The organism is Rhodococcus sp. IEGM1428 (genome assembly GCF_050321865.1).
In the GTDB taxonomy this organism is placed as follows: Bacteria; Actinomycetota; Actinomycetes; order Mycobacteriales; family Mycobacteriaceae; genus Rhodococcoides.
This window is the reverse complement of sequence record NZ_JBNQFW010000001.1, coordinates 516877-539959: the sequence shown is the minus strand read 5'-3', so window position 1 is coordinate 539959 and position 23083 is coordinate 516877. Positions and strand designations below refer to the sequence as shown.

Below are 23083 nucleotides of genomic sequence, written 5' to 3'. Positions count from 1 at the left end.
ACGTGCACCAAAACTCGACCCCCACTACGAAGTTCCGCGCACGACGAGAAGCTCAGCCGGCGACGACGCGTCGCAGATCGTTCAGCGTGGTTCGGTAGATGTCTACCAGGTCGGCGTCCTGCCCGGTGTCGATGCGCTCGGCCCAGTCGTCGAAGGCGATTCGCATGGCCATTCCGGCCCCCTCGACCAACAACCGTGCATATGAACGTGATTCGTGATCACCTAGCTTGGCGGCCACCGAATCGGTGACGCGGCACAGCGTCATGGCGTCGGCCGTGAAGGCGGCGGCCCGCAGATGGTCGTCGCGACCGATCAACCGCCGGGTACGCAGGAGACGATCCCTGGCCTCGTACGGTGCAGCGGAAAATCGTTCGACGGATCGCTCGTACAGTGCTTCGATCGCCGTGAGGGTGATGCCTTGCGGTGCCGTCGATGCCAGCCAGGCGTCGATATCGAGCTCGAACTCCGGGGCGAGGCCGAGAACCGATTCCTCCTTGGATGCAAAGCTACGAAAGAACGTACTCGGCGATACTCCGGCCCGGCGTGCGATCTGATCGACCGTCGTGGTGGCGCAGCCCTGCGTCTCGAACAGATCGAGCGCAGCACGGGTGATCTCGAGGAGGGTTTCTCGACGACGTCGCTCGCGCAGATCCGGTACTCGATCGCTCATCGTCCTCCATCCATCGTCGACTCCCCTTCGTGTCGCTGTCAACATACCAGCAAAGTTCAAGTTGACAGTCACTGTCACTATGATTCAAGCTGTCTACATACGAATTGCTCCACACCTTGAACCCATACGCGAAAGTTCTCGACACATGACCACATCTGAGACCGACCACAAACCCGACGCGCAACTCGCGCCGGGCAGCAAGTTACTGATCGGCATCCTCGTCATCGCGGCGTTCGTCATGATCCTCAACGAAACGATCATGAGCGTGGCGCTGCCCACCCTGATGGTCGACCTCGACATCTCCGCGACGACGGCGCAGTGGCTCACCACCGGATTTCTGCTGACGATGGCGGTGGTCATTCCCATCACCGGCTTCCTGTTCCAGCGCTTCACTCTGCGTCAGGTGTTCGTGGCGGCCATGACGCTGTTCACTGTCGGCACTCTGTTCGCTGCCTCCGCTCCGGGATTCGAGCTGCTCCTGCTCGGACGCGTCACCCAGGCCAGCGGCACGGCGATCATGTTGCCGCTGTTGATGACAACGGTGCTCACCGTGGTTCCGGCGCACAAGCGCGGCGCGATGATGGGCGTGATCTCCATCGTCATCGCTGTGGCACCCGCGGTCGGTCCGACGATCTCGGGGATCATCCTCGATTCGCTCGACTGGCGTTGGATGTTCTGGCTCGTCCTTCCCATCGCCCTCATCGCGTTCGCCATCGGGACCACTCTGGTGAAGAACGTGACCCAGACCAGTCGGCCGTCGTTCGATCCCGCGTCGGTCGTGTTGTCCGCGTTGGCTTTCGGCGGCATCGTCTACGGCCTGAGCAGCCTGGGACATTCGGCCGAGGAGTCCGTGGTGCCGGTGTGGCTGCCGCTGGTCGTCGGTGCGCTCGCCCTCGTGGTGTTCGTTCTCCGGCAGATCTCCCGTCAGGAGCGCGGCGGCGCACTTCTGGATATGCGTCCGTTCCGCACTCCAACCTTCAGTATCGGACTCGGCATGATCGCGATTTCGATGATGGCCCTGTTCGGCGCACTGATCCTGCTACCGATGTATCTGCAGAACGTCCGCGGCCTCGACACTCTCGACACCGGACTGATGCTGCTCCCCGGCGGACTCTTGATGGGTCTGCTGGCCCCGTTCGTCGGTCGCATCTTCGATCGAATCGGCCCGCGCCCGTTGGTCATTCCCGGTGCCGTCGTGGTGAGCGCTGCACTGTGGTCGATGACCGTGCTCGACGCGCAGACCGCACTGCCGCTCGTGATCGGTATCCACATGCTGCTCTCGGCGGGTCTGGCTCTCATCATGACGCCGCTCATGACTTCGTCGCTGGGATCACTACCCACCCAGCTGTACTCGCACGGTAGTGCGATCTTCAACACGGTTCAGCAGTTGGCCGGCGCTGCCGGTACCGCGTTGTTCGTCACGGTGATGTCCAATACTGCGGCCGCCCGCGTCGCCGACGGCGTAAGTGCGGTGGGTGGTTCCGAGGCCGGAATTCACACCGCTTTCCTCTACGGCGGGGCCGTGTCACTGATCGCGGTGGCGGCCTCGTTCTTCGTCCGAGCGCCGGCACGAACCGATCAGGACGCGAGCGCAGTTCCCGCGCAATCGATTCACTGAATCAGCGGTCGTCCATCATCCGCACGGCTGCGGCAACGATCTCGTCTTCCGAGAGGAGGACGAGATCGGCCGCGCCGCCGAGGGGGACGAACGAATTCTTGCTCGAGACTCGCGCGATGGCACCGTTGTAGCCGCCCTCGACGAGAGCGGTCACGACGCCCTCACCCACTCCCCCGTCGTGCCGGGTCTCGTCGGCGATCAGCACTCGATCGAAGCGTGCCAGCCGGTGCAACAACTCCTCGGCCGGCAGCGGAACTATCCAACGTAGGTCCACGACCGTCACCGCGATCCCGCGTTCGCTCAACCGCGACGCGGCGCGTCGACTCATCACCACTCCGTTTCCGAACGTGACGATCACCAGGTCATCTCCGTCGAGATGGCTTGCGACGGTGCCGAAATCGCCCGATGAATTATCGGCACAGCGCAGTGCACCGTCGCCGTCGAGCAGATCGGTGCGGTGATAGAGCGCAATGGGCTCCAGAAACACGCACACTCGCCCCTCCTCCGAGGCCAGTGCCACACAGGTTCTCAAAAGACCAGCGGCCTCGGCCGCCGAACTCGGTACCGCAACCACGATGCCCGGAATATCGCGCAGAACAGCGACCGCATTGTCGTTGTGAAAGTGTCCGCCGAAACCGCGTTGATACGCCAAACCGGCGATGCGCACCACCATCCCGTTGGTGTACTGGGCGTCGGAGAAGAACTTCAGCGACGCGGCCTCACCGCGCAGCTGGTCCTCGGCATTGTGCAGGTACGCCAGATACTGAATCTCGGGTATCGGGACGAATCCAGCGAGCGCAGCACCGAGGGCGGTGCCGAGCACCGTCTGCTCGTCGAGCAGAGTGTCGAAGACTCGTGTTGCGCCGAACTTCTTGCGCAAACCCTTCGTGACGCCGTAGACGCCGCCTTTGACGGCCACGTCCTCGCCGAACACGAGCACGTCCGGTCGTGCCGTCATGATGTCGGTGAGAGTTCGGTTGATCATCGCGGCGAGCGTGAGACGTTGCTCGCTGGGTGCACCGCGCAGACCGGACTCGGTGGCGGCCACAGCGCTCGGTCGTCGTTCGGTGAGCGGAGCCATCACCGCATCTGCGGTAGCGAGACGCGACGATTCCCCGGAGCGCAGCGAGTCGACCGTCGCCTCGGCCTCGCCCATGACGGTCTCGCGCATCGCTTCGTAGCGGGCCTCGACATCGGCTGCCGAAAGAACACCGCCCCCGATGAGTGCACGTGCGCTCGCCAGCAACGGATCTCGCTCGTAGTCACCGACAATGTCTGCGCTCGAGCGGTAGGCGAGTTCGGCATCCGATCCGGCGTGACCCATCAGCCGCACCGTCTCGAGGTGGAGGACCACCGGACGCCGCCTCGCCCGTACCGTTGCAACCGCAGCGTCGACGGTGCGCATCAGTGCGATCGGATCATCGCCGTCGGCACGCACGTACTCGATCGACGGTAATCGGCTCAGCGACTGCGCGATCCATCCCCGCGGCGATCGGGTACTGATGCCGATTCCGTTGTCCTCGCAGACGAACAGGATCGGCATCGGAACGGACTGGTGTGCGCAATAGGCAGCCGAGTTGAGCGCACCCACCGTCGTCGAATGATTGGCCGAGGCGTCGCCGAAGCTGCACACCACAACGGCGTTCTCGGGCCACGGGGTTCGATGACGCAGCGCCTTTGCTCGGCCGAGCGCGAATGCCAGGCCGACCGCGCGCGGAACCTGCGACCCGATGGTCGACGTCTGCGGGACCATGCCCAGAGCCGGATGCCCGAACACCTTGTGGCGGCCGCCGGACATGGGATCGCGAGTCGAGGCGACCAGACTCGCCAGCACGTCCCGGATCGGGTTCGAGTGCGAATACTGTTGTGCGCGTGCGGCATAGAAACCACCGGAGCGGTAGTGCAGTAGTGCCGGGTCGGTGACCTCGGTCGCTGCTCCGACGACTGCATTGGCTTCGTGCCCGGACGATCCGATGGTGTAGTAACCGAAGCCCTCGGACTGCAACCAACGGGCCGCGAAGTCGAGATGCCTGCTGGCGAGCTGCGCATCGAAGTACCGAAGCAGTCGATCCGGATCGGCGACGACGGACCCACCGGGCCGGGCGGAGCGAACCTGCTTCAGGAAGTACTCGTCGATCGCCTCGGCCACGCGCGCCCCCTTGTCTCCATCGACCTGTGTCCATCGAGCCGCGGAAATCAGCTCAGGGCGATCATATCCATCGGAGTGCTGAGCAACCGGCCGACGAGGGCGAGGAATTGTGATCCCTGCTGGCCGTCGACGAGACGGTGATCGAACGACAGTGACAGCGTCGTCACCGAACGCAGTGCGATCGCACCCTCGTGTTCCCAGGGCATACGGCGGATCGAGCCGAAGCACAGGATGGCCGCTTCGCCGGGATTGAGGATGGGCGTCCCGGCGTCGACTCCGAACACACCGACGTTGGTGATCGTGATCGTGCCGTCGGCGAGGTCGGCCGGACTGCTCTTGCCTTCCTTCGCGGTACGGGTCAGATCTGCCAGCGCACGTGCGATGTCCACCAGCGAAAGCTCGTGCGCGTCCTTGATGTTCGGCACCATCAGGCCGCGTGGGGTCGCTGCGGCGATGCCGAGGTTGACGTAGCGCTTGGTGACGATCTCCTGAGCCGCCTCGTCCCAGGACGAGTTGAGGGACGGATTCGATCTCAGCGCAACGAGAACGGCCTTGCACACCAACGCCAGCGGAGTCAGCCGCACGTCCGCGAAGTGAGTCGAGGACCGGAGGGACTCCAGCAGAGTCAGGGTCTCGGTGACGTCCACGGTCACGAATTCGGTGACGTGTGGGGCGGTGAAGGCACTGCGCACCATCGCGTCCGCCGTATGTTTGCGCACCCCCTTGATCGGGGTTCGCTCTTCGCGGCCGCGCTTGCGGGGGTCCTGTTCGGCCGCAGTGGGTTCACCCTGCAGATACGACTCGACATCGTCGCGAGTGACGTCACCGCGGCTTCCTGTTGCCGGCATCTCGGCCAGGTCGACGGCGTTGTCCTTGGCGATCTTTCGCACCGGTGGTGCGGCGAGCGGCTTTCCGTTCTGCCCGTTCGGTGACGCAGTGACCGACGGTGTTCCCCGGCCTCCGCGTCGACTCGATCCTTCCTTCGCCACGCCGTAGCCGACGAGAACCGGGACGCGTTCGTCACTGTCTTCGGCGGGGCTTTCTTCGCGCACTTCGGCAGCAGCCACGACGACTTCGGGGTCCTCGCTGTCGCCGCCGACTCGGATGTCGATGATCGGTACCCCTACCTCGACGGTGTCGCCCTCCGAGACATGCAGCGAGACAACCACTCCCGCAAACGGTGACGGAAGTTCGACGGCAGCCTTGGCCGTTTCGACCTCGGCGATATTCTGATTCAACTCGATCGTGTCACCGACGGCGACGAGCCAGGTCAGCAGGTCGGCCTCGGTGAGACCCTCCCCGAGGTCGGGCAACGGAAAACTCTGGATGGTGGGCATCGTCGAATCCTGTTCGGTGTCTGTCGGAGGCAGTGAGCGAAAAGTCAGTGGGAGCGGCAGCGGTCGACGGCGTCGAGGATCCGGTCCACGTCGGGGAGATAGAACTTCTCGAGCTTGGACGCGGGGTACGGGGTCCCGAAGCCGCCGACGCGTAGCACCGGTGCCTCCAGGTTGTAGAAACACCGTTCGGATATACGAGCGGCGATCTCGGAGCCGATACCCATGAACACCGGCGCCTCGTGTGTGACGACCAGACGTCCGGTCTTGCGCACAGAGGCCTCGATGGTCTCGAAGTCGATCGGGGACAGCGAGCGCAGATCGATGACCTCGATCGAGATTCCCTCGTGGGCAGCAACTTCGGCGGCCTTGCGGGCGGTGGCGACGAGCGGGCCGTAGGCGATGAGGGTGACATCGGTGCCATCGGTGACCACCCGCGCCCGGTGCAGCGGGTACGACTCGTCGAGGTCGGTGGCGTCCAGGTCGATCGGGCTCTTCTCCCAGTACCGACGCTTCGGCTCGAAGAACAACACGGGGTCGTCGCTGGCAATGGCCTGTTGGATCATCGAGTAGCCGTCTGCAGAATTGCTACAGGTGACGACGCGTAGGCCCGCTGTCTGCGCGAAGTAGCCCTCGGGCGACTCCGAGTGATGCTCGACGGCACCGATTCCGCCGCCGTAGGGCACGCGAATCGTCATCGGAATCTTCACGTTTCCACTCGTGCGGTAGTGCAGTTTGGCGACCTGCGAGACGATCTGATCGAAGGCCGGGTAGATGAAGCCGTCGAACTGGATCTCGCACACCGGCCGGAATCCTCGCATCGCGAGTCCGACTGCGGTGCCGATGATGCCGGATTCGGCCAGCGGCATATCGAGAACACGACCGGGTCCGAAGTCCTTCTGCAGGCCGTCGGTGATGCGGAAGACTCCACCGAGCTTGCCGATGTCCTCGCCCATGAGGAGAACCTTGGGATCGTTCTCCATCGCTCGTCGCAGACCTGCATTGATGGCCTTGCCCAACGGAAGACTCGTGGGCCGCTGCGGCGCAATACTTTCCATGGTGGTCATGACGTGGCTCCTTCGAATCCGGCCTGGTACGAGGCAAATTGGGCTCGCTCGTCGTCCAGGAGGGGGTGTGGATCGGCGTAGACGTTGTCGAACACCGACATCGCTTCCGGCTCGACGGTCTCGAGGCACCCACGGCGGAGTTCCGCCGCGACGTCGTCGGCGGTGCGCTTCACCGAAGCGGCGAATGCATCGTCGTACACGCCGATTCGACGGAGCAGCTTCTCGATTCGATCGATCGGATCCTTCGCACGCCATTCGTCGTCGGTGGCACCCGAGCGGTATCGCGTCGGATCGTCGGACGTGGTGTGCGGGCCCATCCGGTAGGTGACGGCCTCGATGAGCGTCGGGCCACTACCCTCTCGGGCGCGCGCCAGCGCTGCTCTGGTCACCGCCAGGACGGCCAGAACGTCGTTGCCGTCGACGCGCACCGACGGAATACCGAAGCCCTCGCCGCGGGCCGCGATCGTCGCCTTGGTCTGTACCGTCACCGGTTCGGAGATCGCCCACTGATTGTTCTGGCAGAAGAACACCACGGGCGCATGGAAACTGGCGGCGAAACCGAGCGCCTCGGAGATGTCGCCCTGACTGGTCGCGCCGTCACCGAAGTAGGTGATGGCCGCACCTTCGGCGCCCTCGAGCTGCATGCCGATGGCGTACCCGGTCGCGTGCAGACCCTGCGATCCGACGATGATCGCCGGTGTGGTCATCCGGTACTCGTACGGGTCCCAGCCGGACAGCGTCGATCCGCGCCAGAACCGCAACATCTGGGTGGGGTCCACGCCGCGACAGTAAGCGACACCGTGCTCGCGATAGCTGGCGAACACGAAGTCCTCGGAGTCGAGCGCACGAGCGGATCCGACTTGCGCTGCTTCCTGACCGAGCAGCGGTGCCCACAGACCCAGTTCGCCCTGCCGCTGCAATGCGGTGGCCTCGGAATCGATGCGCCGGACGACGACGAGATCGCGATACATCTCCATCATCGCGGCCGTGTCGATATCGGCGACGAGAGGCGAGTAGGTCTCGTTGCGCACCACGGTTCCCGATTCTTTGATCAGCTGAACCAGCGAGTTGGTGTTCATGGTCCTGGCACTCTCCGTCCTGATGTGATGTCCTTCACAAGGACACCACCGACATCCAGACTGCACAAGTGATGACTTCGAAACTGCGCAACGTGCACAATATTGGCTAACGACCGAGCTACAGGAAGTGCGCAATGACCGATTTGGACAAGACCGACGCCAAGCTTCTCCTTGCCCTCTGCTCGAAGCCTCGCGCCACCGGGGTCGAACTCGCCACGACGCTGGGCTTGTCGCGAAACACCGTCCAGGCGCGCCTCGGTCGATGGGACGACAAGGGCTCACTCACTCCGATCGATCACCGCATACCGCCGAAGTCGCTGGGGCGACCGCTGCAGGCGTTCGTCACCGCACGGGTCAATCAGCACATGCTGGCGGCAGTCACCGAGAATCTCCGCACCATCCCTGAGGTACTCGAGGTGTTCGGGCTGTCCGGAGCTGCAGACATGCACATCCGCATCGCCGCCGTCGACGCCGACGACCTGTATCGCATCGCCGGTCTGATTCTCGAGATACCAGGAGTCGAGCGCACCAACATGTCCATCGCCATGTCGGAACTGATCCAGTACCGCACCAAGCCGTTGCTCGAACAGCTCGCCGAAGACGGCCGACGCTGAGCAGGCAGACCAGCTCTGCCAGACCGATTCAGCGTCCACCGTGCAAGATGCATGATCTCGGCGACGGCGGTTGACCAGCGTGCACGTTCACGGCACTCTTCGACGGACATGTCCCGGATACCACCCATTTCCGGGTACCGCCGCCTCATCACCGAAAGAGACCGCCTGTGTCCGTCGTTGCCGACCACCCCGCCGCCGTCACCAGCACCCCGCCCCGCTCCCTCTCCTCGGCAGCAGGCGTCTTCGACCGTCCCGACATGCCGCGCGACTCCGCACACGAACGCGTCGTGTTCTGCCAGGATCGCGATACCGGGCTGCGTGCGATCATCGCCGTCCACTCCACCGTTCTCGGGCCGGCCCTCGGCGGAACTCGCTTCTACCCCTACGCATCCGAGCAGGATGCGTTGACCGATGTACTGCGGCTCTCCCGCGGAATGACCTACAAGGCCGCCGTCGCGGGCGTCGACCTCGGCGGCGGAAAAGCCGTGATCATCGGCGATCCCACCGCCATCAAGACCCCGACGCTGCTGAACGCATACGGTCGTTTCGTCGAGTCGCTCGGTGGAACCTACGTCACCGCAGGCGATGTGGGCACCAACAGCAACGATCTCGACATCATTGCCGAAGAGACTGCGCACGTCGTCGGCAAGAACACCACTGCAGGCGGCACCGGCGACAGCGGTCCGCAGACCGCGCTCGGGGTCTTTCTTTCGCTCCGTGCGGCAGCCGAATCGGTCTGGGGGTCAGATGATCTGACCGGTAAGCGTGTCGCCGTCGAAGGCGCAGGAAAGGTCGGATACAACCTCGTCGCCCTGCTTCGGGATGCCGGTGCCGACGTGATCGTCAGCGACTCATATGCGCCCGCCCTCGAGCGCATCGTCACCGACTTCCCCGGTGTCACCGTCGAATCCGACATCATCGGTGCCGACGTCGACGTCTACGCACCGTGCGCCATGGGTGCCACCCTCGACGCCTCCTCGGTAGCCCGGTTGTCGGCGTCCATCGTCTGCGGCGCGGCCAACAATCAACTGCTCACACCCGACGTCGAAGAGATGTTGGCGGCGCGCGGAATCGTCTGGGTGCCCGATTACGTCGCCAACGCCGGCGGACTGATCCAGGTGGAAGGCGAACTGCGCGGTAAGGATTCGGACCAAGTGATGGCCACGATCGGGAAGATTCGCGACACGGTCTCCGGCATCTTCGCCATCGCGCGTGCCGAGGGCATTCTGCTGGGAGCCGCAGCCGATCGCATGGCCGAAGACCGGATCGCAGCCGCGCAGAGCTGAGAACGGACCGGCACGAATCGCTCCACTCTCGGCCGTCGAACGGGACTTCCCGTGCTGACGGTCGCAGAGTGGAGCGCTACGTGCACAGGCTACCGAAGCGCTATGTACTTGGTCTCGAGGTATTCCTCGATGCCCTCCGACCCGCCCTCACGGCCGAAGCCCGATTCCTTGACGCCACCGAAGGGGGCAGCCGCATCCGAGATCGCGCCACGATTGACCCCGACCATGCCGGTGTCCAGTGCCGCCGACACCCGCAGGGCCCGGTCGAGGTTCTCGGTGAAGAAGTACGCCACCAACCCGTAGCGGGTGTCGTTCGCGGCGGCCACCGCCTCGTCCTCGGTGTCGAATCCGATGATCGCTGCCACCGGGCCGAATATCTCGTCCTGCAACAGGTTCGCGTCCGCGGGGATACTGTCGAGAACCGTCGGCGTATAGAAGAATCCAGGTCCATCCGGCGCCGTGCCGCCGGTGCGCACCCGAGCACCCTTCGCGACGGCATCGTCGACCAGTGCGGTGACCGTTCCACGCTGTTTGTCGTTGATGAGCGGCCCGATGTCGGTGCCCTCTCGATCACCCGCACCGACCGTCAAGGCCTCGATTCGCGCCGTCAACTTCGCGGTGAATTCCTCGCGCACCGAGTTCGCGACGTACAGGCGGTTGGCCGCCGTGCATGCCTCGCCGCCGTTGCGCATCTTGGCAAGCATCGCCCCGTCCACGGCCGCGTCGATATCCGCGTCGTCGAACACGATGAAGGGGGCATTGCCACCGAGCTCCATCGACGTCCGTAGCAGGCGGTCGGCTGCGTTGCGTACCAACAGCTTTCCCACTCCGGTCGATCCGGTGAACGTGACCTTCCTCAGTCTGGGGTCGTCCATCAGCGGTCCGGTGACCGCCGCGGCGTCGGAGGCCGGAAGGATCGAGAGCACCCCATCGGGCAACCCCGCGTCGGCGAACACCTGCCCGAGAAGGAGCATCGTGAGCGGAGTGTCCTCGGCCGGCTTGACGATGACAGTGCATCCGGCAGCCAGAGCGGGCCCGATCTTGCGCGTTCCCATGGCCAACGGAAAGTTCCACGGGGTGATGGCCAGCACCGGACCGACGGGCATCTTGGTCACCAGGATTCGGCCGTTGCCTGCCGGCGCGGGAGTGAACCGGCCGCCGATCCGAACGGCTTCCTCGCTGAACCAGCGCAGGAATTCTCCGCCGTAGTTCACTTCACCGCGGCTCTCCGCCAACGACTTCCCCATTTCGAGGGTCATAAGCAAGGCGAAATCGGCCGCGCGCGCCTGCAGCAGGTCGAAGGCGCGCCGCAGAATCTCTGCCCGTTCGCGGGCAGGCGTCGCCGCCCACGCCCCCTGCGCCGCAACAGCGAGATCGAGCGCGGTGATGCCATCGCCCGCCGTGGCGTCGGCGACGGTGGTCAACTCCTCGCCGGTCGCCGGGTTCAGCACGGCGAATCGTGAACCCGACGCCGACGGTGTCTGCGCACCGCCGAGCCAGAGATCGGTGGGCAGCGAGGAGATCAGATCGTGGGCCGACATGTCAGTTCCCCCGTGCCACAGAGCGAAGCGCACCTTCGAGGACGGTGAGCGCGTCGTCCAACAGCTCGTCGGAGATCACGAGGGGCGGCAGCAGGCGGATGACGTTGCCGTAGGTACCGCACGTCAGCACGATCACCCCGGCCTCGAGTGCCGCAGCCGCAACGGCTTTGGTGGCCTCGGGATTGGGTTCGTGTCCACCGGGTACGACCAGTTCGACGGCCAGCATGGCTCCGCGTCCGCGAATGTCACCGATGATGGAGACGTCCGGAGTCAACGCGTGCAGCCGGTCGAGCACGATGCGTTCGATATCGCGGGCGCGGCCATTGAGGTCGAGCATCTCCATCTGCTCGATCGACGCCAAGGCAGCGGCGCAGGCGACGGGGTTGCCGCCGTAGGTTCCACCGAGTCCACCGGGGTGCACGGCGTCGATCAGGTCGGCGCGACCGGTGACCGCAGCCAGCGGCATGCCGCCTGCAATGCCCTTGGCCATGGTGATCAGGTCCGGCACGACTCCCTCGTGCTCACTGGCGAACCAGGCGCCGGTCCGGGTGAATCCGGATTGCACCTCGTCGGCGATGAAGACGACGTCGTTCTCGCGCGCCCAGTTCGCCAGTGCAGGCAGGAAGCCGTCGGCCGGCACGACGAAACCGCCCTCACCCTGAATCGGCTCGATGAGGATGGCCGCGAGATTGGCTGCACCGACCTGCTTTTCGATGACGGAGATCGCCCGTGCCGCGGCCTGCGCGCCCGTGACCGAGGAACCGTCGGAGTTCAGGCCCTCCCGGAACGGGTAGGACATCGGGGCCCGATAGACCTCGGGAGCGAACGGCCCGAAGCCACTCTTGTACGGCATCGACTTCGAGGTCAGTGCCATCGTCAGGTTGGTGCGGCCGTGGTAGGCGTGATCGAACACGACGACGGCCGAGCGTCCGGTGGCGTGCCGAGCGATCTTCACTGCGTTCTCGACTGCCTCGGCACCGCTGTTGAACAGGACGGTGCGCTTGTCGTGATCTCCTGGGGTGAGTTCGGCCAACTTCTCGGCAACTGCGATGTAACCCTCGTAGGGCGCGATCATGAAGCAGGTATGGGTGAAGTGAGCGACCTGATCCTGCACGGCGGCAACAACGGCCGAATTCGAGGCACCGACGGTTGTCACGGCAATTCCGGCACCGAGATCGATCAGCGAGTTGCCGTCCACATCGACGACGACGCCGCCGTCTGCGTCGGCCACGTAGACCGGCAGAGTGGACGCCACGCCTGCACCGACGACAGCCTTGCGGCGCTCCGCCAATGCCGACGACTTCGGTCCGGGGAACGCGGTGACGATCTTGCGCTCCTGCGGAAGTCGGTACTCGATCGAGGCCATGGTCGCACCTTTCGTCTGGGCTGTTTCAGCAAGTATGCGACTGCTCGATCGCCGGGTCAGCTGCCATTTCGTCCATCCCACGAGCCGATCGCACTCCTTTTCGTCGACCCCAGGATTACAATGCGACATGTGAGCGTGCAGATGTCCTGGCTGCTGAGGCAGCGACACCTTCGACTGAGTCATCGCGGCGGACCCGAGCGCAGTTCTGCGTCCATCACCTTCGCGCAGGCAACCGAGCTCACCGACCCCAGCCCCTGGCTGTCGGGCGGCGAGTTGATTCTGACGACCGGGCTGGGCTTCGACTCCGACGGTCCCGCGCTCGGGACCTACGTTCGAACCCTGGCGGCCGCGGGTGTTGCATGCCTCGGATTCGGAATCGGTCTGTCCCACAGCACGATTCCCCAGCATCTTCTCGACGCCGCAGACGAGGTGGGCCTGCCGGTCGTCGAAGTTCCCTACGACACTCCGTTCGCTGCTGTCATCCGAGCGGTCATGAAGCGAATCTCCGAGCAGGAGTACGAGCAGGTCGTTCGCGCTGCGTCGGTACAGAACCGCATCACGCGGGCAGCGCTGCACGGCGGCGTCGACGCGATCGTCCGGGAACTCGCAGTTGCCACGTCGACATCGGTGGCACTGATCGGTAGGCGCGCCGAGTCGTTCCATCCGACGGACGCATCGAATCTCGTCGAGCAGGCCCGCGACATCGCTCGCAGCATCCGCCCGTCGGCGTCACCTGCCACGGTCTCGGTGAGCGAACCGGGTCGCACCGTGAGTCTGCATTCAGTCCCGATCACCGGCAGCGCACCGACTTTCCTGGCCATCCGCACCGCTGGACCGATGACCGGGGTCGAGCAGATCCTGCTCGGGCATGCCGTTTCACTGGTGACCCTCGAACTCGAGAAACCGGCGCGCCTGCGCGCCGAACAGTCCAGGCTCAACACCTTGGCGCTCGGGCTGCTCCTCGACGGGCATCTGACCACGGACGACGATGTGCACGTGCCCAGCTATCTCGCCGATGCTGCCGACGACGACTCGCACATCAGGGTTGCGGTGGTTCGCGGACCATCCGAGCGCATCGTCGACGCGATCGATGCCGAGTCTCGGCTCCGGGGGCGGCCCACCTTCGCCCGGACGACCGACACCGGCTGCGCGCTCCTGCTCCGTGGCTCCGACGATGCCACCTTCGTTGCACGCATGATGGATTCGTTACCCCGATCGACGTGCGTCGGCCTCAGTGCCCGCCTTCACATCACCGAGTCCCCCGCGGCGCTTCGACAAGCCTCGCTCGCCTGCGCGGCTGCCGGATCCCACGATCGCATCGTCGAATTCACCGGATCTATGTTGCTGGCCTCCGAACCGGTGCAGGAGTCGTTACGAGCCATGGCCGCGGTGACCATCGCCGTGCTGGCCGAGTACGACCGCATCCATACCGCCGATCTGGTGGCGTCACTTCGGGCTTTCCTCGAGGCCAACGGGCATTGGGAAACCGCTGCCGCACAACTGTCCGTTCATCGGCACACGCTGCGAAACCGGATCACGCGATGCGAGGAACTACTCGCGGTGGATCTGACGTCCGCGCGAGTGCGCGCTGAATTGTTGCTCTCACTCCTGGCATCGACGTGAATGGAACGAACTGTCGAGCCATGATGGAAGGGCCCTGTGTCAGGATTTCTCGATGACCACGCCACGTCCTGAGCCCCACATCGCTGTCGCTACCGCGAAGTCGGTTCGACTCGGGGTACTTCTGGCCGCAGTCGGCGGTTTTCTCGACGCCTACACGTACGTCACTCGCGGCGGAGTGTTCGCAGGTGCCCAGACCGGCAACGTGGTGCTACTCGGCGTCGACATCGCCGGCGGGCGCTGGATCGACGCGCTGGCCTTTCTACCGCCGCTGGCGGCGTTCGTGCTGGGCGTCGCGACAGCGGAGTTCATCGCGTTGCCCGCGGTGGCCAAGATCGTGCGGCGACCGGTCCGTGCGGTACTCGTCTTCGAGATCCTCGTGGTTCTGGTCGTCGGATTTCTCCCGGCAACCGTGCCCGACGCCGTCGTCTCGGTCATCCTCGCGCATGTGGCCGGCGTGCAGGTGACCACCTTTCGCGTGCTGGTGGATTCGCCTTTCAACACCACGATGACGACCGGAAATCTGCGCAGCATGGCGATGGCCGCATTCCATCGTGTCGTCGACCACGATCGCGAGGAAGGGACGCGGGCGCGACGCTTCGCCGCGGTGATTTCCGGGTTCCTCGGCGGCGCACTGCTGGGTGCAGCTGCGGTCGAGCTGTTCGGACTGCGAGCGATCTGGGTCGTGGCGCTGATGTTGACGATCGCGCTGGCGCTGTTCGTGTTCGACGAGCGCGCACCGCGTTCGCTGCCGCCGAAGGGCTAATCCCCCAATCGAAGTGGCGCGATGGTCTCGAAGACGTCGCCCGGTCCCGGATTACCCTCGGCGGACGAACCGCCCAGATGATGCACGACGCCCCATACTGCGTTCAGCGCCGTATGAATCGCACCTTCCGCCCAGCCCGCGGTCCACGAGATGTCGTCGCCGGCGAGGAATATCCCGCGGTGCCTTGGGTCCAGCTCGTCCTGCACGAAGTGGGTGAACAGTCGTTCCTGATACCTGTAGTGACCCGGCAGGTTCGCTTTGAATGCACCCATGAAATCGCGTTCGGTCTCCCAGGACAGTGTCACCGGGGTCGAGATGATGTGGCTACGGAAGTCGACACCGGGATAGATCTCTTCGAGCGAGCGCAACATGATGTTCATCCGCTCGGTCGGGTCGAGGGCCAGCAGCTTGAGCGAATCGTCGGACCAGGTGTAGGACAGGCAGATCAGCCCCGGCTTGCCCTCGCCTTGATCGAGTAGGTAAGTGCCGCGGCTCATTCGATCGGTCAGCGTCATGCTGACCAGGTCTCGCCCGGTGACCGGATCCTTGTCCTTCCAGAACGGCCGATCGACGAGTGCGAACACCTTGGTCGACCCCATGTAGTGGGTGCGTTCGATGGCGGTCCAGTGATCGATGGGAAACAGGCCGTCGTCACATCTGATGTTGCTGAGCAACATCCAGCTCTGAGCCGTCACGACGGCGGCCGCATAGGTGCGGATGTTGCCGCGGTCGTCGTGGATCGTGGTGCCGCCGTCGGTGCGCCTGATCTCGGTGACACGCGACATCGTGGTGCCACCGTTCAGTGAGGCCACCGACGTGCCCGCCGGCCAGTGCACCATGTTCGCGGGCGAGTCGGTCCACAGCCGCATCGGCAGTTGCTGTGAGCCTCCGACGATTCCGCGATGGTGGTCGTCCGCTGCCGTGCTGACGACGCGGAGGATCTCGAGAATCGAGTTGGGATAGTCGGTGTCCCAGCCACCCGTTCCGAAACCTACCTGGCCGAACAACTCTCGCATCCGAAACGACGAGAAGTGCTCGGACGCAGCGAGGAAACCGTAGAAGGTCTGGTCGTCGAACTTCACGATCAGCTCGTTCCAGATCCTCTTGATCGCGGCCACGTCTCGCCTGCGAATGGCGCGCTGCAGCGGAATCAACTCCGCGTGTTCCTCGAGCGTGCGATTCCACGCGTCGGCAACCTCGGCGAAGATCGGCGGAAGTTCGTCGAGCTTGCGCGCGTAGTGGCTCTCGCCTTTGAGGTCGATCACCGTACTCGGTGTCACCTCTGCCAACGGATTCGGAAACGGCGTCGTCTCGAGCCCGACTGCGTCGAGGTAGTGGAACAGCGTGGTCGACGACGGCGGAAACCGCATTGCACCCATCTCGGCCACCACCCCGGGGTGCCCGTCGAACGGCACCGAGCGCATTCGTCCGCCGATCCGATCCGACTCGTACACAACCGGTTCCAGCCCGAGCTTGAGCAGCTCGTGGGCGACGACCATGCCCGCGAGTCCGCCGCCGATCACGGCGACCTGGGTACCGAGGGCCGCGTCGGGAATGCTGCCGAGACCGGCCGGATGCGCGAGGTAGTCGTCGTACGCGAACGGGAAGTCCGGGCCGAACATGGTGAGCGGCTGGTCGTCCTCGGATTCGATCGAGCTGTCCGGGGTGACGGGTGTGGTCATCGGTCGGTCTCCTGCTCGGGCCGCGAGGACCCTGTCGGGTCGAGAACTGTCCGGTACAGATCATGGCGACGATCGGCCAGATGGGTGTTGACGGAGCGGGATCGAGTGAGTTCGGCCGGATCCAAGTCCACCGTCAGCAGCTGCTCGTGTGTATCTGCTCGGGCGATGTCGGTACCGTCCGGCGCGACGGCGCAGGTGAGTCCGCAGTACGTCAGGCTGGCCTCGGCACCGCAGCGGTTCACGTAGGTGATGAACAGTTGACTCTCGTACGCCCTCGTCGGGACCACGTGAGTTGCGATGATCTCGAACGGCGTCATCAAACCGGTGGGGACGATCAACCATTGCGTTCCGGCATCGGCCTGCGCACGCACCGTTTCCGGGAATTCGACGTCGTAACAGGTGAGCAGGCCGCAGCGCAGACCTCCGAAGTCGAACTGCACCAACAGTTCCGGACCGGGAGCGAAGTGCGTGCGATCGAGTTCACCGAACAGGTGGGTCTTGCGGTAGCGCGCGATCGACAGCCCGGATGCGTCGACCACCTGGACCGAATTGAACACGGATTCACCGCTGCTCTCGGGATACCCGTACACGATTGCGACAGTTCGAGATCGTGCGATCGCGGCGATGCGCTCGAAGATCGGACCGTCGAACGGTTCGGCGCGCTCCCGCACGAGATCTCCGATGTCGTAGCCACTGACCGACATCTCCGGGGTGACGAGGATGGACGCCCCTGCCGCGGACGCGCTCGCCGCGGCGGCGTCGATCGCCGCGAGGTTCGCCTCGACATCACCGGACAACTCCGGCCCTTGGAACAGCGACACGGTGACAGTCATGAGGAAAACTCCTGTTTCGTCGCAGGCAACTCCTCCGGCAACGCCGGGGCCAGTACCCACAGAACCTGCGCACCGCCGCTACCCTCGCTGCGAAAGCTGTGCGGTCGCCTGGGCGAGAAGGTGAACGCATCGCCCGCCCCGAGCAGGACGTCGTCGCCGCCGAAGCTGCCGTCGGGGTCGGCCTCGAAGGTCACCCGCACCTCACCGGACAACACGTGCACGAACGTGACGTCCAACGGCAGGGTATACGCCTCCGCCCCGCTGCCGCCGCCCTCCTCGATGTCCCCCAGCAACACCTGGACGCGGCGTTCCCCCACCGGAGTCAACAGATACTCCGTCATCGCCTCGCCGCCGAAGACGATGCGCGGCAACGACTGTGCCCGTACGACGTCACCCGCCGGGGCATCGTCGAACAGGGAGCCGACCGGTACGTCGAGCGCAGCACAGACCCGCACCAACGACGCAACCGAGGCGTTCACCTGATCGCGCTCGAGCTTGGACAGGTAGCCCTTGGTCACCCCGCACGTCTCGGCGAGCGCGTCCAGAGTCAACCGCTTCTTCTGCCGAGCCTCCCTGAGCCGCGCACCGATACGCGGTGCATCGCTGACAACCGACGTAGCAAGGGACACTGCTCTCGCCTTTCAGGAAACTCGTGTTGACAAGATCGAGCATCAGAGTAACGCTTGCCGGGCGAACTGGTCGACCCGACGTGACCGGACTCCTGAAATTTCGGAAGGATTTGTCGATGAACCCGAGCAATCCCGAGCACCCCCCGATCGGTCCGGTCGACGCCACCAAGGTCCCCCGCTTCGCCGAGCCGACCACTTTCGCACGGCTGCCCCGTCTCGACGAGGTGTCTCGCGCCGACGTCACCATCCTCGGTGTGCCGTTCGATTCCGGCGTGAGTTACCGCCCAGGGGCACGTTTCGGCCCGGGTCACATCCGCGCGGCCTCGAAACTGTTGCGGCCGTACAACCCTGCGCTGAAGGTGTCGCCCTTCGCCCGTCAACAAGTGGCGGACTTCGGCGACATCGGGGTCAATCCGTTCGACATCACCGAGGCACTGACCACAGTGCACGACGCGGTGACGGACCTGCGCGCCGACGGCTCGTCGGTTCTCACCCTCGGCGGTGACCACACCATCGCACTGCCGATCCTGCGTTCGCTCGCGCGCGACCACGGGCCGATAGCAGTGCTGCACTTCGATGCTCACCTCGACACGTGGGACACGTACTTCGGTGCGCCCTACACACACGGGACGCCGTTCCGACGAGCCAGCGAGGAAGGGCTCATCGACCTCGAACGCTCACAGCACATCGGCATCCGCGGCCCGCTCTACAGCGAGCAGGACCTCGAGGACGACCGGGTGCTGGGCTTCCAGGTGATCCGTTCCGACGACTACGAGGTCGACGGCGTGGCCAGCATCGTCGAGCGGATGCGTCGTCGCCTCGACGGTGGACCGGTCTACGTCTCGGTCGACATCGACGTACTCGACCCAGCACACGCTCCGGGCACCGGCACTCCCGAAGCCGGGGGAATGACCTCTCGCGAGCTGTTGAACACGCTGCGTGGACTTGTCGGACTGAACGTGGTCGGTGCCGACATCGTCGAGGTCGCGCCTGCGTACGACCACGCCGAGATCACCGGAATCGCCGCGGCTCACGTGGCCTACGAACTGCTCTCGGTGCTGGCCCTCAACCGATAGAACGTCACCGACGCGGCAGCACCAGGATCGGTACCGGTGAGTGACGAATGATCTTCGTTGCCCGCGAACCGAGGAACACCCGAGCGATGGGCCCCAACGGTCCGGACGATCCGATGGTCAATACTTCGCCGTCCTGCCAGTGCAGTTCGTCGAGGGCTTCGCGCCAACTCCCGGCCGTGGCCAACTCGGTCGTCACCTGTTCGGCCGGAAGTCCCACCGCAACAGCGTCGTCCACCGCCGCAGTGAGTGCCTCGCTCAACCCCCGGGCAAGCTCGGCGGCAACATCGTCCTCGGCTCGCAGGCCGACCTCGGGTGGGTACATCGTTGCCCCGCGGACGACGAACGACGCCAATCTCAGTGGAATCCCGGCATCCCTGGCCAGTTCCGCGGTGGGTCCCACCACACGCGAGGCCTCGCTGTCACCGGAGAACGCGCAGGTGATCCGCGTCAGCGTCGCACGTTCTCGCATGCGATAGCCGCGCGGAGCGAGCGCTACCGTCACCGGTGAGGAGTGCAGGAGCTTGTCCGCGGTCGACCCGACGACAACTTGCCCGAGCGCCCCGTCCCCCGAGGAACCGAGTACCAGAACCGACGCCGAAAGGTTCTGTGCCGCTTCGGTCAACGCCGTCGATACCGAGCGGTGTGCCAGACGATGGAACGACGCTGCGATGTCGGGGGCCCGGTCCTCCAGGTAGTGGCGCGCCTTCGATTCCGACTCGGCTGCCGTCACCGCCGCCCAATCCGCGAACTCGGCATCGACGCGTGCCATCGACGGCGTGGACCACGGTTTGGGCACCACCGTCGCAACGTCGATGTCGGTACCCGACGACCGCGCGAGTTGGGCACCGAGATCGAGGGCACCGACACTGCCTTTTCCCGGCGCGAAGGCGATCAGAACGCTCATTCCGCGTCCTTTCCAACCGATCGAAGCGCCGAATGATGCCGACCCCACAGGAAGTAGAACGCGAGAACCACAGCGAGCCAGAGCCCGAACCAGAACCACGTGGTCCACCGCAGACCCGACAGGATGTACACGCATGCGGCGACCGACAACACCGGCGTCACCGGGTAGCCCGGCACCTTGAACGGACGCTCCAGGTCCGGCATCGTCCGACGAAGCACGACCACCCCAACCGCCACGACGATGAACGCGACGAGCGTTCCGATCGACACCAGATCGGCCAGCTTGTCGAGCGGAATGAACGCAGCGAGTATCGAGATGATCACCGCGACCACGATCGTGTTGTTGACCGGGGTGTGCGTGCGCGGACTGACTTTGGCAAACGCCTTCGGCAACATGCCGTCTCGGCCCATCGCGAACAGAATGCGAGTCTGCCCGTACATCGTCACCAGGGTCACCGAGAAGATCGAGATGACCGCGCCGGCAGCCAGAATCGTTGCCGGCCAGGCCTGCCCGGTGACGTTGCGAAGAATCTCGGCCAAGCCGGCTTCCTCCTGACCGGCGAAGGCGGTCCACGGCTGAGTCCCCAGCGCTGCCACCGCGACCACGAGGTAGAAGACGATGACGACGATGAGCGCAGCAATGATGGCCCGCGGCATGGTCTTCTGCGGATTCTTCACCTCGTCGCCCGCGGTGGACACCGCGTCGAGTCCGATGAACGAGAAGAAGATGGTGCCTGCGGCCGCGGTGACACCGGCAGTACCCAGCGGCATGAAGTCGGAGAAATTCCCTGAGTCGAAGGCGGAGAATCCGACGACCGCGAACAGTGCGAGCACACCGAGTTTGATGACGACCATGACCGCATTGACTGCAGCGGATTCACTGGCACCGCGAATGAGCAGCACGGCGCACAACACGATCAGCACCACCGCGGGCAGGTTCATGACACCGGGGTCGGCGTCGCCCGGTGCAGCGGACAACGCATGCGGGATGGTGAAACCGAAGAGGTTGTTGAGCAGTTCGTTGAGATACCCGCTCCACCCCACGGCGACGGCGGCACTCGACACCCCGTACTCGAGCAGCAGACAGGCCGCGACCCCCATCGCGACCACCTCACCCATCGTCACGTAGGCGTACGAGTAGGTCGAGCCGGAAACCGGCACTGCCGATGCCATTTCGGCGTAACAGATAGCGGCGAGACCGGCCGCGATACCTGCCGCCAGGAACGAGAGGATCACTGCGGGACCGGCCTCGGGAACGGCCAGCGACAGCACGAAGAAGATACCGGTGCCGATGGTGGCACCGACGCCGAACATCGTCAGCTGGAACGTGCCGATAGTGCGTTCGAGCCCCCCGCTGCTGTGCTGTTCGGGGTCCACGATCGGCTTCTTGCGTAGCAGCTGTGATCGAAGACCCGATGCAGGTCTGTTCGACGAAGTCATGGTCGGCTCTCCCAACGTGGAGGCGAACGTGCGGATCGGCTGATTGTGCTCCCAGATAGTGCCTGCCGCACATCGAACACGCCGCGAAATCTGTCGATTCACGCAGCGACTCGTTTCGGGACGGCCACTGCGATGCCTACCATTGACCTTCGATCGAATGGGAGACGAGCGAACACATGGCCACACAGGAGGGCGGGGCACGGCTCGACACGGTCGCAGCGCTGGCTGCGTCGGACGCAGGCGGCCTCGACGTCGTGTTCCTCGGAAACTTTCTCGATGTCCTCACCGACGCGGTGAACGCCGGCGTCCCGCTCAGACGACAACAGCTCAGACCGTTCCGGGCGCAGGGTGATGCTGCCGCGCGCGCCGGAGTCGCATTGCGCGCGCTTCTCGACATGTATCTGTCCTCGGCATGGCGACTGTGGCGAGAACTGCCCGCAGTGACGGCAGCCGCCGACAATCCGGCCGGCGTCGTGACGGCAGGCGAGGTGATGCTGCGGGCCGTCGACGACGCAGTGGCCGAACTCGCCGAAGGGTTTCAACTCGCCCGCCGCACGCTCGTTCGTGCCGAGGTACTCGCCCGCCGCGAGTTCGTGGACGATCTGCTCTCGGGAACGTCCGACGTCGCCGGGGTACTCGGACGCGCCCAGACGTTCGGACTCGACCTGTCGAGTCCGCACGCGGTTGCGGTGGTCACGTCGAGCAAGCCGTTCACCGACGCGAGCTCGGCGATCGGACTCGTCGAGCGCAGCGTGCAGGGCAGCAAAGGTGACGCCGAGTTGCTCGTCGCAACCAAGCAGGGCCGGTTGATTCTGGTCTTTCCCGCACCCGACCGCGAGGCCGTCGAGCATGTTCTCGACAGGGCGGGACGTGTCCTCGGTACGTCCGCGCACACCCCGACCGACTCCGTCGACCTCCGTCGCGACGGCGAGTACGGCAGGACGCAGATCGGGGTCGGTCGCCCACGCGGAGGAGCAGGGGGCGTCGCCGCGTCCTACCGGGAGGCGCTCGATGCTCTCGAACTGGCCTCCGCGCTCGGACTCGATACCCCGGTGGTCGATGCCCGAGATCTGCTCGTCTACCGAGTTCTCATCAGTGACCGGGCCGCCATCGCAGATCTGGTCGACACGTTGCTGACGCCGTTACTGGTCGCCCGCGGTGGTGCAGGTCCGTTGCTGGAAACGTTGCAGGTGTACTTCGACACCGGCGCGAACTCTGCGTCCACCGCGCGGCGCATGCACTTGTCGGTGAGGGCGGTCACGTACAGATTGTCGCGAATACATGATTTGACCGGTCAAGATGTGGGCAACCCCGTCGAGGCATTTGCGCTGCATACAGCCGTACTCGGCGCGATGCTGCTCGACTGGCCGGGCGGTCGCTTGCCGTCATGACAGGTACAGTCGACCAACT

19 protein-coding genes are annotated in these 23083 nt (G+C 64.9%); 7 read left to right on the top strand and 12 right to left on the bottom strand.

All coding sequences use genetic code 11. From position 1 onward, the window contains the following. Positions 1-52: 52 nt before the first annotated feature. Positions 53-670, bottom strand: coding sequence for a TetR/AcrR family transcriptional regulator (locus ACQR3T_RS02695; protein ID WP_428692457.1), 618 nt, complete (start codon positions 668-670; stop codon positions 53-55). 145 nt (positions 671-815) lie between these two features. On the opposite strand from ACQR3T_RS02695, the gene ACQR3T_RS02690 reads away from it, so the two are divergent. After that, the gene (locus ACQR3T_RS02690) at positions 816-2288 is read left to right on the top strand and encodes an MDR family MFS transporter (protein ID WP_428692456.1); all 1473 of its coding nucleotides are present in this window, start codon (positions 816-818) and stop codon (positions 2286-2288) included. Between the two features lies 1 nt (position 2289). Here ACQR3T_RS02690 and ACQR3T_RS02685 read toward each other — a convergent pair whose 3' ends face one another. From ACQR3T_RS02685 to pdhA, 4 genes are read right to left on the bottom strand one after another with little or no spacing between them, the layout of a single operon-like run. Further along, on the bottom strand, positions 2290-4437 hold the full coding sequence (locus ACQR3T_RS02685) for a thiamine pyrophosphate-dependent enzyme (protein WP_428692455.1): 2148 nt from the start codon (positions 4435-4437) through the stop codon (positions 2290-2292). Between the two features lie 47 nt (positions 4438-4484). Next, positions 4485-5774: a dihydrolipoamide acetyltransferase family protein gene (locus tag ACQR3T_RS02680; RefSeq protein ID WP_428692454.1), complete on the bottom strand. Its 1290-nt coding sequence runs from the start codon at positions 5772-5774 to the stop codon at positions 4485-4487. A 44-nt stretch (positions 5775-5818) separates the two neighbouring features. After that, entirely contained in the window at positions 5819-6829 is a 1011-nt protein-coding gene (locus tag ACQR3T_RS02675) for an alpha-ketoacid dehydrogenase subunit beta (protein ID WP_428693038.1), read from the bottom strand. 5 nt (positions 6830-6834) lie between these two features. Beyond that, complete coding sequence (gene pdhA, locus ACQR3T_RS02670; RefSeq protein WP_428692453.1) at positions 6835-7917, bottom strand: pyruvate dehydrogenase (acetyl-transferring) E1 component subunit alpha; 1083 nt, start codon at positions 7915-7917, stop codon at positions 6835-6837. Positions 7918-8051: 134 nt separating this feature from the next. Between pdhA and ACQR3T_RS02665 the strand changes: the two genes are divergently transcribed. After that, positions 8052-8531, top strand: coding sequence for an Lrp/AsnC family transcriptional regulator (locus tag ACQR3T_RS02665; protein WP_032376573.1), 480 nt, complete (start codon positions 8052-8054; stop codon positions 8529-8531). A gap of 257 nt (positions 8532-8788) precedes the next feature. Beyond that, the gene (locus ACQR3T_RS02660; RefSeq protein WP_428693037.1) at positions 8789-9817 is read left to right on the top strand and encodes a Glu/Leu/Phe/Val family dehydrogenase; all 1029 of its coding nucleotides are present in this window, start codon (positions 8789-8791) and stop codon (positions 9815-9817) included. 89 nt (positions 9818-9906) lie between these two features. Here ACQR3T_RS02660 and ACQR3T_RS02655 read toward each other — a convergent pair whose 3' ends face one another. Together ACQR3T_RS02655 and gabT are read right to left on the bottom strand one after the other, a co-directional pair. Further along, a complete protein-coding gene (locus ACQR3T_RS02655) occupies positions 9907-11358 on the bottom strand; it encodes an NAD-dependent succinate-semialdehyde dehydrogenase (RefSeq protein WP_428692452.1) in 1452 nt (483 codons plus the stop codon). A gap of 1 nt (position 11359) precedes the next feature. Beyond that, a complete protein-coding gene (gabT, locus tag ACQR3T_RS02650) occupies positions 11360-12724 on the bottom strand; it encodes a 4-aminobutyrate--2-oxoglutarate transaminase (protein ID WP_032378022.1) in 1365 nt (454 codons plus the stop codon). Between the two features lie 120 nt (positions 12725-12844). On the opposite strand from gabT, the gene ACQR3T_RS02645 reads away from it, so the two are divergent. Then, positions 12845-14347, top strand: coding sequence for a PucR family transcriptional regulator (locus ACQR3T_RS02645; protein WP_428692451.1), 1503 nt, complete (start codon positions 12845-12847; stop codon positions 14345-14347). Positions 14348-14399: 52 nt separating this feature from the next. Further along, positions 14400-15110 (top strand): YoaK family protein, encoded by a 711-nt coding sequence (locus ACQR3T_RS02640; protein ID WP_032376569.1) that lies wholly within the window; start codon positions 14400-14402, stop codon positions 15108-15110. On the opposite strand, the gene ACQR3T_RS02635 is transcribed toward ACQR3T_RS02640, so the two are convergent. Genes ACQR3T_RS02635 through ACQR3T_RS02625 form a run of 3 tightly spaced genes read right to left on the bottom strand, consistent with a single transcriptional unit; the run spans position 15107 to position 18254 of the window. Continuing rightward, positions 15107-16792 carry a flavin monoamine oxidase family protein gene (locus tag ACQR3T_RS02635; RefSeq protein WP_428692450.1) on the bottom strand — a complete coding sequence of 562 codons (1686 nt, stop codon included), beginning with the start codon at positions 16790-16792 and terminating at the stop codon, positions 15107-15109. The two genes, ACQR3T_RS02640 and ACQR3T_RS02635, sit on opposite strands and share 4 nt — an antisense overlap. Then, entirely contained in the window at positions 16789-17625 is an 837-nt protein-coding gene (locus tag ACQR3T_RS02630) for a carbon-nitrogen hydrolase family protein (protein WP_428692449.1), read from the bottom strand. Before ACQR3T_RS02630 ends, ACQR3T_RS02635 begins: the two co-directional genes overlap by 4 nt. Further along, positions 17622-18254, bottom strand: a complete 633-nt coding sequence (locus ACQR3T_RS02625) for a helix-turn-helix domain-containing protein (RefSeq protein WP_032376566.1) — start codon at positions 18252-18254, stop codon at positions 17622-17624. Before ACQR3T_RS02625 ends, ACQR3T_RS02630 begins: the two co-directional genes overlap by 4 nt. A gap of 116 nt (positions 18255-18370) precedes the next feature. Between ACQR3T_RS02625 and speB the strand changes: the two genes are divergently transcribed. Continuing rightward, positions 18371-19330, top strand: a complete 960-nt coding sequence (gene speB / locus ACQR3T_RS02620; protein WP_032405057.1) for an agmatinase — start codon at positions 18371-18373, stop codon at positions 19328-19330. 4 nt (positions 19331-19334) lie between these two features. Here the strand turns inward: speB and ACQR3T_RS02615 are convergent, their stop codons facing one another. Then, complete coding sequence (locus tag ACQR3T_RS02615) at positions 19335-20234, bottom strand: universal stress protein (protein WP_032376565.1); 900 nt, start codon at positions 20232-20234, stop codon at positions 19335-19337. Then, positions 20231-21673, bottom strand: coding sequence for an amino acid permease (locus ACQR3T_RS02610; protein WP_032378020.1), 1443 nt, complete (start codon positions 21671-21673; stop codon positions 20231-20233). The genes ACQR3T_RS02615 and ACQR3T_RS02610 overlap by 4 nt, the downstream gene beginning before the upstream one ends. 176 nt (positions 21674-21849) lie before the next feature. Between ACQR3T_RS02610 and ACQR3T_RS02605 the strand changes: the two genes are divergently transcribed. Further along, positions 21850-23064 (top strand): PucR family transcriptional regulator, encoded by a 1215-nt coding sequence (locus ACQR3T_RS02605; protein WP_032376564.1) that lies wholly within the window; start codon positions 21850-21852, stop codon positions 23062-23064. The last annotated feature ends 19 nt before the right edge of the window (positions 23065-23083 follow it).